Source organism: Lysinibacillus fusiformis (assembly GCF_003049525.1).
Lineage (GTDB): Bacteria > Bacillota > Bacilli > Bacillales_A > Planococcaceae > Lysinibacillus > Lysinibacillus fusiformis.
Window position 1 is genome coordinate 1 of sequence record NZ_PYWL01000028.1, and the last position, 9,113, is coordinate 9,113.

General features: G+C 34.5%; 8 protein-coding genes. 7 read left to right on the forward strand and 1 reads right to left on the reverse strand.

Annotation, left to right across the window (positions count from 1 at the left end):
- Positions 1-922 precede the first annotated feature (922 nt).
- The 6 genes from C9J29_RS23870 to C9J29_RS23895 all read left to right on the forward strand — a co-directional run bounded on the left by C9J29_RS23870 (position 923) and on the right by C9J29_RS23895 (position 6,816).
- Positions 923-1,624, forward strand: coding sequence for a hypothetical protein (locus C9J29_RS23870; RefSeq protein WP_107922897.1), 702 nt, complete (start codon positions 923-925; stop codon positions 1,622-1,624).
- A 173-nt stretch (positions 1,625-1,797) separates the two neighbouring features.
- A complete protein-coding gene (locus C9J29_RS23875; RefSeq protein ID WP_107922898.1) occupies positions 1,798-2,067 on the forward strand; it encodes a hypothetical protein in 270 nt (89 codons plus the stop codon).
- A 1,217-nt stretch (positions 2,068-3,284) separates the two neighbouring features.
- Positions 3,285-3,455, forward strand: a complete 171-nt coding sequence (locus C9J29_RS24460; RefSeq protein ID WP_170110044.1) for a hypothetical protein — start codon at positions 3,285-3,287, stop codon at positions 3,453-3,455.
- A gap of 160 nt (positions 3,456-3,615) precedes the next feature.
- Entirely contained in the window at positions 3,616-4,341 is a 726-nt protein-coding gene (locus tag C9J29_RS24465; protein WP_107922899.1) for a stalk domain-containing protein, read from the forward strand.
- A gap of 928 nt (positions 4,342-5,269) precedes the next feature.
- A complete protein-coding gene (locus C9J29_RS23890; protein ID WP_107922900.1) occupies positions 5,270-6,226 on the forward strand; it encodes a hypothetical protein in 957 nt (318 codons plus the stop codon).
- A 2-nt stretch (positions 6,227-6,228) separates the two neighbouring features.
- Positions 6,229-6,816: a MerR family transcriptional regulator gene (locus tag C9J29_RS23895; protein ID WP_107922901.1), complete on the forward strand. Its 588-nt coding sequence runs from the start codon at positions 6,229-6,231 to the stop codon at positions 6,814-6,816.
- Positions 6,817-6,947: 131 nt separating this feature from the next.
- On the opposite strand, the gene C9J29_RS23900 is transcribed toward C9J29_RS23895, so the two are convergent.
- On the reverse strand, positions 6,948-7,571 hold the full coding sequence (locus C9J29_RS23900) for a hypothetical protein (protein ID WP_107922902.1): 624 nt from the start codon (positions 7,569-7,571) through the stop codon (positions 6,948-6,950).
- 698 nt (positions 7,572-8,269) lie between these two features.
- Between C9J29_RS23900 and C9J29_RS23905 the strand changes: the two genes are divergently transcribed.
- Positions 8,270-8,596 carry a hypothetical protein gene (locus C9J29_RS23905; RefSeq protein ID WP_107922903.1) on the forward strand — a complete coding sequence of 109 codons (327 nt, stop codon included), beginning with the start codon at positions 8,270-8,272 and terminating at the stop codon, positions 8,594-8,596.
- Positions 8,597-9,113 lie beyond the last annotated feature (517 nt).

Sequence of the window (9,113 nt, forward strand, 5' to 3'; positions counted from 1 at the left end):
TTTAAACTAGTTGAACTATGCTTTGGGTGTTCGAAAAGTAAATATTACAGGTAAACAACTTAAATTCAGATGATATATGAATAGTTTTTCGAAAAAAAGTAAACTAGTTTAAACTAGTTGAACTATGTTTTTATATAAAAGAGCAATCTTTAGATTGCTCTTTTAATTTTGCCTGGAAGTCTTTAGTCCAACACTTCAGAAAGAGAAAATAATATCTGACATTTTGATTACAGCAGGGAATAAAAACCGTTCATTTCGGTATCAGTAAATCCTATGATTGCAATTGGTATGTAGCAGCTGTATTAAGCACTTCACTTGATAAATTTTTGATTATTACATTACACCTGATTATGAGTCGCAGATCGATCAGAAAACCTAAGAGCAAAACCTGAAGATCAAAGGCGCAAAAATGATGGAATAAATTACAATGCCTATAGATGCTATGTGAGCAAAGGGACGCTCTCTAAGCATCTATAGGCGTTAAATCTACTCCTTTTATTGTGAAATACTAGGTGCGTGAAAGGAGCCTAGCACAACGTGCAGGATTAAGAGTGTGCTACAGCACACTCGAAAAGCGCGTCGCACTTGGGTTGGAATGGTATACAGGAGGGTTTAAAATTGTATACATAACAAAGTAGAACTATATGGAGAACGAAATGATAGGTATATCAGTTGAAAAAGGAATGAAATTTTGTTGTAAGGGCAGCCAGAATATTCGCCATTAAATTTCAGAGTGCCCATCTACGCACCTCAAATTGGTGAGGTCTTTTTGATTCTTGATAAATGTAATAAACTGATGTTTTTGAAAATTAGTAATTTTGTCAATATTTATTCATCTTGGTTTTCCATTGAAATAACAAATTATATACATTATTGTTATTAATGAATCATAAATACATATATATGGAAACGAGGAATTATATTGGTAAAAAAAAATTATATTAAAAGTTTGTTATTTACTACAGCATTAGTTACTTCAGGTTCTATGATTGCTATGCCAAATGCAAATGCTTCTGAAATTACACCTAGCATTCAATCGTCAGATCAACAATCTGAAAACACTGCGGTTCTGAAAGATGTAACAATTGAAGAAGTATATAATGCAGTTGCTGAAGGTCGTAATATTTCATATGAAGAAGCTAAAAAACAAGTCTTAGATGATGCTAGAACAAAGTATTATCAAAATACTTCTGATCGTCCAAGAACTTTTGCAGCTGTTTCTGAGTCGGCACTTGAAGCTTTTGTTGTAGGTGCAACTAAACATTTAGAGGATTGGGAGTACATAGTAAATTATAATGGTGCCGAATGTTTTATAAGATATGGGGCTTTGGTTGAAATTAGTGGAAGTGGTTCTTTCACTTATATTTCGAGTATTGTAAGTGGAACAGCATTCGTACAAGCAGGTGGAACAGGGAATCATAATTATCAACCTGCGTATTTACATTCTACTTTAGTAGATAATAATAGAATTAGAATTCAGGCTTCAGGGAATATGGAATCTACCGTTTCAAAAACTCTCGGTGGGTCATTTAGTGCAAAAGGCTTTTCTTTGAGTGTTTCAGGTGGAAATACTCAAACTTGGAGAAAAGTTGTAACTTTAGATAAACAAATAAAATTACATTAAAATACTAATATATTGATAAAAGGCTATCCAATTTTGGATAGCCTTTTATCATGAGCTCTATAGACAGAAATAATTTATTATTTTACAAATTAATGCTAAAATGGTAATTTGTCGTTAATTTTTATATAATGTCTTAATAAATGTAGTATAGAAAATTTAAGGAGGAGGATTTTATGAAATCTAAATATTTCTTATGTATTATTTTAAGTTTGAGTATATTGAATGGATGTAGCAAGCATGATGAGTTAGAAACAGGAAAAGCAACCGTCACTGAAGAAGACGTAACCCTATTGGCTAAGTATGAAAATTTAACAAAAAAGTCGCAAGAAGCATTATTAGAGAAGTTAGATGACAATAATATAGATTATGTAATTGATAATCAAGGATCTGTGTTTGTAAACAAAAAAGATATGGACAAAGCCATTTCGTGTTGCAAGCAATAATATATAGATTTTTATACATGTTGTGCATGATAAGTGACGGAGAGGGCTATAAGCCTTCTCTTTTTGTTTTTACTCGCTCCTCATTCCAAAAGGAGGTTAATGTATTTTAAATCGGTCGTAACTAAACAGTGTTGTCTTGTTTTTAGGAAACACTTTTTTGTTTGTTTTACCAAATAAGATTCATGAATAATCAAATTATAGGTCGTTTACGTTCGTTTTAAGATGGTTATTTTATTTAAGGTTAAGTTATATTCATACGTTGATTTTAAATGGCTTAAAAAGACATATGAAGGCTTAGAATATTTTGTTTATCATAAGAAGTAAAGATATTAAATTCTAATGCTATTTATGCAGAATTTTATACATGCTGCGATTGGTGATCCAATCCAAAAACACTGTTAAATCAACGATGTATAAAATCTCGTATACACAATAACTAGTGATTCAATTAAAAAGGCAGTAACGACAAGGGGTCTCCCTTCATCGTTACTGCCTTTTTCAGTTGTTATGTCAACTCGGATTGTATGGGAGTGTATATTTTCTTCGATATTCCCGTTTGGGCATAGAAAAGGGGTTGAAGATCAAAAATGACCTTCAAGCCCCTTATAATTAGAATTGCTGGTATATCAAGGTGATCGTTGTCAATAAACCACCAACTGCTACTACAAAACGTGCAGAAACATTTAATTCTAATCCATTGTAACGTAGCTTCATTATTCCTTCCCCCTATCAGATGTTAATTTTGTGATTAAAATAAAAAATATAAGTACATAGGCTATCACCGTAACAAATCTGTAAAAACGATGAGCCCTCTTTTTTTGACGCAAAAAAAAGCACGCCCTTTTAACCCTTCTTGTGGTTAATGACCTACTTATCCTCTGTAATATTCACTTTTGTTTGATATCCAATAGAGGGCATACTTCGCCCTACCCGTAGTCTTTCAGCAATTCAAAGATTGCTGATCCAGTAAGCCCAAAGGCTCGTCTCATTGTTTAATCACCGTCTGCCTACCCAGGTAAGCGACATGAAATAATAGCTATAGTATCAGTTTACTAGATTGATCGGGAAATTTGAAGAGAGTACCTCATTTTTTATATAAAACATGGCTACGACTAATTTTAAGTTATGAAATGAATTTTTTTATCTACTATACAAGGAGTATGTTTTTACGTGCTTAATATAATCAATGTTCACTTTGAACAGAAAGAGGTGATACGATGCGTAAAAAAATTATGAAGAAAGAGAGGAATGCTAAAAAACAGAAAAATAAGAGTGAAAGAATGATGTTAATTAGTCTTATTTTAAGTACTTTTAGTCTTATCTTCAGTGTTTTATGTATAGTTTTAATGTCATTACAGTTAGTTGTAGCTATTATTGCTTTATTTTAATTTAATAACAACAGAAAAAGGTACGTGATTGTACCTTTTTATATTATCTCTTCTTAAATGAAATGATGATAAATACTAAAATATATTTACATTTATTTAATATTAAAGGAAAATGTATCTAGTATTTGAGTTATTAATCTAGGTACAAAGGAGAAATAAAATGAAGAAATTTATAATTAGTTCGTCAATTGCGGGTGCTCTTTTATTAGGTGGTACTCTAGGAGCATTTGCAGCCACAAACAGTAAAACATTAGAAGTGTTTTTTAATGTCAAAGATATTAAAATTAATCAAGTGTCAAGTATGCCTAAGGACAAACCTTTCACATATCAAGGTACTACATATGTTCCATTACGCTTTATCAGTGAAGAGTTAGGATATCCTGTTAAATGGGACGGTGCTAAGCAAACCATACATATTGGTAAAACAGCAGATGACACTGCATATTATCCTCAACGTGACATAAAACATATGAATTTTCAGGCATCATCAGGAAATGGGGGAAATAAATTCTCATATGAATTTAATGCAGAACGTCTTTCAGATAACGTTGGAAATAAATATAGTAACTATATCACATTAGGTGTGGATGGTTATTGGACTAAACCTGAAAATGTATTATTAGAATTTCCGTTAAATGGGCAGTATAATAAATTCGAAGCCACTATGGCGCTAACTGAAAAATCTATGAGTACAAATGCTGATTTAACTTTAGATGTTTATTTAGACGAAAATCTTGTTGAAAGTTATTCCATTAGTGCAGGTGACATGCCTACTAATATTAATATCAATTTAAAAAAAGCAGTTAAAATAGGTTTTAAATTATCTCGTACTAAATCTGGTAACGATTCAGAAATCGGACTATTTAATGCTAAATTCTATAAGTAAGACAACATTTTTGGAGGAATGGGCTTCAGGCCCTTTCTCTATATGGATGATTTAATTGTAAACCAATATAGCTTATGGTTCATAGCAGCTATTCTTTTAGGTTTAGGAACCGCAAGGGTATATCCAACACTCAAGCTTCAATTAGTGATGTAGTACAGCTAGAATGGAGAGCTTCATCAATTGGGGTTTATCGTTTTTGGCGAGATATTGGATGTGCATTTGGAGCATTATTTGAGGGGTTATTAACAGATACGCTAAATGTTAATTGGGTTGGGCATTGGTTTAGTAGTGCTATTACCATCTATTCGATTAAATGAAACTGCCTTCATTAACAAAATAAATCTAAAAGTAAGTAACAAAACCAGAGCTTATAATATGCTCTGGTTTTATTTGTATAAAATACATTTTGGGATCATTTGAAAGAAATTCGAAACCCCTATTAGGTTTAAAAATCAACATTAGATTGATAGACCTAGATTCCGTCTCGGGACAGAATAAGGGATTGTCAGCGTAATCGAGAAGCACAACTATACAATAAACGATATTTAGATGCGTCTCACAGCAGCTGATGAATGGTTCTATATGAAAATATTTCTTGCGTTTAATCGTTTGATAGTTTATCGTTGTTGCTAACGAAATATGTCCGGAAAAGTAAAAAGAGTTACTCACGTGAACGTAGTCGGATTGCCGTCCTTCTACATTCGCTTACAATCGTGTCCTAACCACGATGCAAACTTGCGAATAACTCGTTTTTTATGTTTTCAACGATACATAAAGTATCTATACGTCATTCTATAAGAATTTATGAATGATTTCAACCATAAAAAACGGATTATCGTAGATAATCGCTAGATTTAGCGTCTTGCATCGTTATGAAATACGATGACAGGGCGCTTTTTGTTTCCGTAAAAATTGGAGGCAACGACTAATGAAAACATTAACAGCAACAAATCAACGTGTACAATTTTATCTAACTTATACAACAGAGCGACCTACTACAACTGCAAAACGTAGCAGGCTTAATACCTTGCGAGCTTCTTTAGAAGAAAGAAACGTTATGCTTGACGAGTTATTCCCACGCAAGCAACTAGCGGTATTAGATCGTATTCTGTACATAACAAGTGGCGCCGGCATTGCGAAGGTGGGCGCTAATAATCTTGCATTGAAATGTGACGTGTCAATTCGTACCGTTACAAGCGCTGTGAGGGCTTTAAAGCAAACAGGTGAGTTTATCATTGCGCGACTTATAAAGAGCCACGGAGGCGCTGGAAAGTACATTATCGTCGACAAGAAGCACGCAAACTTCCGCGAGATTATGAAAGAGGTATTTTGTCTTTCTGACTATAAATTTGCTCAACTAAATGCTGAACAACTTGCTGAACAGAAAAAAGATGGAACCCTTGTGGCTGTAAGCGTAGAAGATGAAAATAAGAGTCTTAACTATAATATCTCTTACAATTCAAAACAAGTAAAAGATAAGTATATAAACGAGATCTCTAATGTTATTAAAGAGGAAATAGAAAAAAACTCAACACCTGGCCGTGAATATGTTGTTGAATATGCTTCTAATCCACTTCAAATTGCTTTTTACGACGTCTTAGATTCCATGCCTTATCAAAAGTCCATAAAGTCAGTACAACACGTTCTAGCCTTGCGTATAGGCTCTGATTGCGATACTAAACGATTCAATAAAGCGAAAGATATTGTTCATTCTATTGCAATACAAATCGCCGAGGGTTATGTATTTGAAAATGTAGTAGCTACGTTTTCAGCTGCGTTAGAAAAAGCTGTACAATATGATGTAATAGCACCAATTCCTTCGGACAAGCGTCCAGTAGAAACACCAAAAGTTCCGTTTTATGACTGGCTAAGGGAGCGTGATTAGATGTGAGTAACGATAATGAACGACTAACAGCCAAAGAAGTTGCAAATATACTAGGTTTTACGACTACTAATCTAAAGCATTACGCTGGATTATTGGAAAAGAATGGGTTAACTTTATACCGCAATACTCGTAATCATCGCGAATATTCGCAAATGGATGTGAATATTTTGCGTGCTATGCAACATCTTAACCGAGAGAAATCAATGCCTTTAGATGAGGCAGCTAGTTTTGTTATGTCATCGGATACAGATATAAACGCTATTCTTACACCTAAAATATCGCAAGTTGTCGCTACAACTAACGCAAACATTCCCGTAGTGCAGCAAGACAGCGATAACGTCGAACGCGTACTAGCGCAAGCAATGGCGGTAATTGGCGCATTACGTGGAGAGCTTCAAGATCGTGATAAGCTAATGATCGAGTTCCAGTCGTCCATTGATGAAAAACTTGAGAAACAAACGAAGCAGATTGCAGAGCAGTCCGAAACTATTGCAAAACTATCGGAACAAATTGCGGAGATGGAGCGTAAGCAGCAGGAAAAAACAGGGGCCTCGTTATGGTCACGAATATTCGATAAGAACCGCAATTGAACGCACATATATAATAAGGTAATGTTAAAATAATCAAAAAATACCATAACCTAACTACAGGTAAGCGAATATAGAAGATATCAACCACTAAAAAGGAATGGAATTAGTGGTTGAATTTTTCTTTAAAAATACTACTTCCATTTGTCTATAAAATCGTTAAGTGTTTCGTTAAAAGAGACTGCGCTGTCTTTTATTTCAGCATAAATGTAAGAAATTAAAGCGAGCCAAGATACCGTCTCATCATAAGGATTATTATTATTTATAAAATTAATGATCTTCCTTAATTCGATCATCCGATTGTAATTTAGTGTTTCGCTGAGATGTTGTTGGAAATAACTATTTACAAAGTCGCTGTGACGAATACTTGCATCAATTAGTAAAGCTGCAGCCCGTGAAGGTGTTACGTCGAGTGCAAATGCGAGAGTTACTAGATTTTCGTAATCTGGCTGCTGTAATCTAGTGCTAATCCGTTCAGTCCTGGTTCCAGACTTAAGTCGTTGCACTGATGGTTTATCAAGATCGCCTATAAAGAGCGTATTGTGAAATTTTACGTTACGTTTAAAGTTTTCGGATAAGACAGTTATGACCTTCCGTGAATCTAGTCCAAATTGACAAATGGTTTCAACGATATCCTTAACTGGGGTATCAACTACATAACTAATTCGGTAAATGGTGTCTTTTAATTCAACAGGAATTGTGGGCTTAACATCTCGTTTTTTATCCGTACGAACCTTTCTTGCACTTCCCTTTTGCACTTTCTCGCCTCCCAAAGCTGAATTAAATCTACGACACTGTTATCCTGTCGTTACACCACTATCGTACGTCGGGTGAGTGGCCTTTATGATTAAAATTTTAGTAGGCTGGCGATAATGCTTGTACATAAGTATTTTCGGAGGTGTCTCGATGAGTAAATCGAAAAAAGAAATGGCTGCAGAATTGGCCGGTAAAATCATCAACCATGCAAACGAAGTTGGTATTCCCCTGCAGAAAAAGAAATCGAATAAAAAACAAAGTAAATAAAAAAAAGACGATAGCTGTTATTGGCCGTCGTCTTTTTGTTGGGCGCGAATCAATTACGTTGATTTTATAAATTCAAAGGGCTTTTCTCCATGCAAGGTTCGGGTGGTATTTTTTGCCCTACGGATCGCTGCGCTCAAAAAACCTCCACCCTTTACACCTTGCATTCCAAAATTTTGGCGGTGCTGGACTGTCGCCAAGCCGACAACCTAAAACGAGAAATTCAAGGAGTCGGTATGCTCGTGCCATTGTACCGCCAAAACCGCCAATTCTTCCGATCGAGAAATTTCTCTTACTCACAATTCAGCTACGCTATGTGGGGAAGCCCCTACACCCCTTACCAGCCTCCACCCTAAAACAAGGGGAAAACCTTAACTGAAAACCCAACAAGAATGATAAAATTACTACATATCAAACAGGGGAAAGAGGGTTCTTAATGGCAGATTTTATTGTAAACAAGGCAGGGGCAAAAATTTATCAAGATATTAATAAGCATGATGTTCTTAAAGTGCCAGTTCTGTTAGATGAAAAGGCACAGGGCATTGTACATAATGTGCTTTCTGCGGGGTTTGTAGGGGGGCAGAGAGAGCCAATCGTCACTGTCAAAGAGTCGAATGGAAAAGTAATAGCATACCGTTTACCTCATGAGCTAGTTGGATGGGTTGAAAGCTCCGTAGGAATGAAACTTCAAGGAATTGATATGTTTCCAGCCAAAGTGGAATTTGGCAAATTAAACGGTAGAGTTTATGCAGAAATTCTTTGATTAAATTAATTTCATCAAAGTTCAAGTTAGTTTTATTATGTACTGAAACTGAGGGCGCTTTAAGCGTCCTTTTTACTTTTAATTTTATGTATGCGTTAAGCCTGGGAGGTCCTTTATCTATCCAACGAGTCGAAAAGTCGAAAATCTAAGAACAAACCTTCAAATGCTATATGAGTAGTTTTTCGAAAAAAGTAAACTAGTTTAAACTAGTTGAACTATGCTTTGGGTGTTCGAAAAGTAAATATTACAGGTAAACAACTTAAATTCAGATGATATATGAGTTGTTTTTCGAAAAAAAGTAAACTAGTTTAAACTAGTTGAACTATGTTTTGGGTGTTCGAAAAGTAAATATTACAGGTAAACAACTTAAATTCAGATGATATATGAGTTGTTTTTCGAAAAAAAGTAAACTAGTTTAAACTAGTTGAACTATGCTTTGGGTGTTCGAAAAGTAAATATTACAGGAAACAACTTAAATTCAGATGATATATGAGTAATTTTTCGAAAAAAAGTAAAC